Source organism: Oleiphilus sp. HI0117, from assembly GCF_001635235.1.
Genome location: NZ_LWGA01000308.1, coordinates 1 through 676, shown reverse-complemented (window position 1 = coordinate 676; position 676 = coordinate 1). Strand labels below are relative to the sequence as shown.

Genomic DNA, 676 nt, shown 5'->3' with positions numbered 1-676 from the left:
CGTATTACCATTCACATACAGCTACGGCAACTCAGTATTACAAACTCATATTTATGCTGGGGCAAGTATTTGCTTAGGGCAGTCAATGCTCTACCCTAAACTCATTGCTGAAGACTTAAACAAAGCAAGCATTACGGGTTTTTCTGGTGTACCCTCAACATTTCAAATTCTTTTACATAAGACTAGCTTTGCCAAAATACATCCGCAACTTAGATATATTACCCAGGCAGGTGGAAGTATGAGTGTTACGACTACCAAAGAGTTACTAGAGGCACTACCTAACACCGATATTTACGTCATGTATGGACAAACTGAAGCGTCAGCAAGGCTCACCTACCTGCCGCCAGCCAGACTACTAGAAAAAGCCGGCTCAATCGGCATCCCAATACCTGATGTAGAGTTAGCGATTAGCGATGAAAGCGGCAAACTATTGGGGCCAAACGAGACAGGTGAACTTATTGCCAAGGGAGACAATATCATGCAAGGATATTTGAGCAACCCAACGGCTACGGAACAAACAATTACAGGTGACTGGCTACACACCGGCGATTTGGGCTACAGAGATATTGATGGTTTCTATTACATCAAAGGCCGCCAGAAACAAATGATTAAATCTGGCGCTAACCGTATTCACCCAGAAGAAATTGAAGAAGTTATCCTGGAGTGTGATGCTGTT

Annotated in this window: 1 protein-coding gene; it reads left to right on the top strand. The window is 43.5% G+C overall.

The features are described from left to right. Nucleotides 1-676 (top strand): AMP-binding protein (locus A3757_RS03825; RefSeq protein ID WP_156506156.1); only part of this gene is annotated, 676 nt, incomplete at both ends.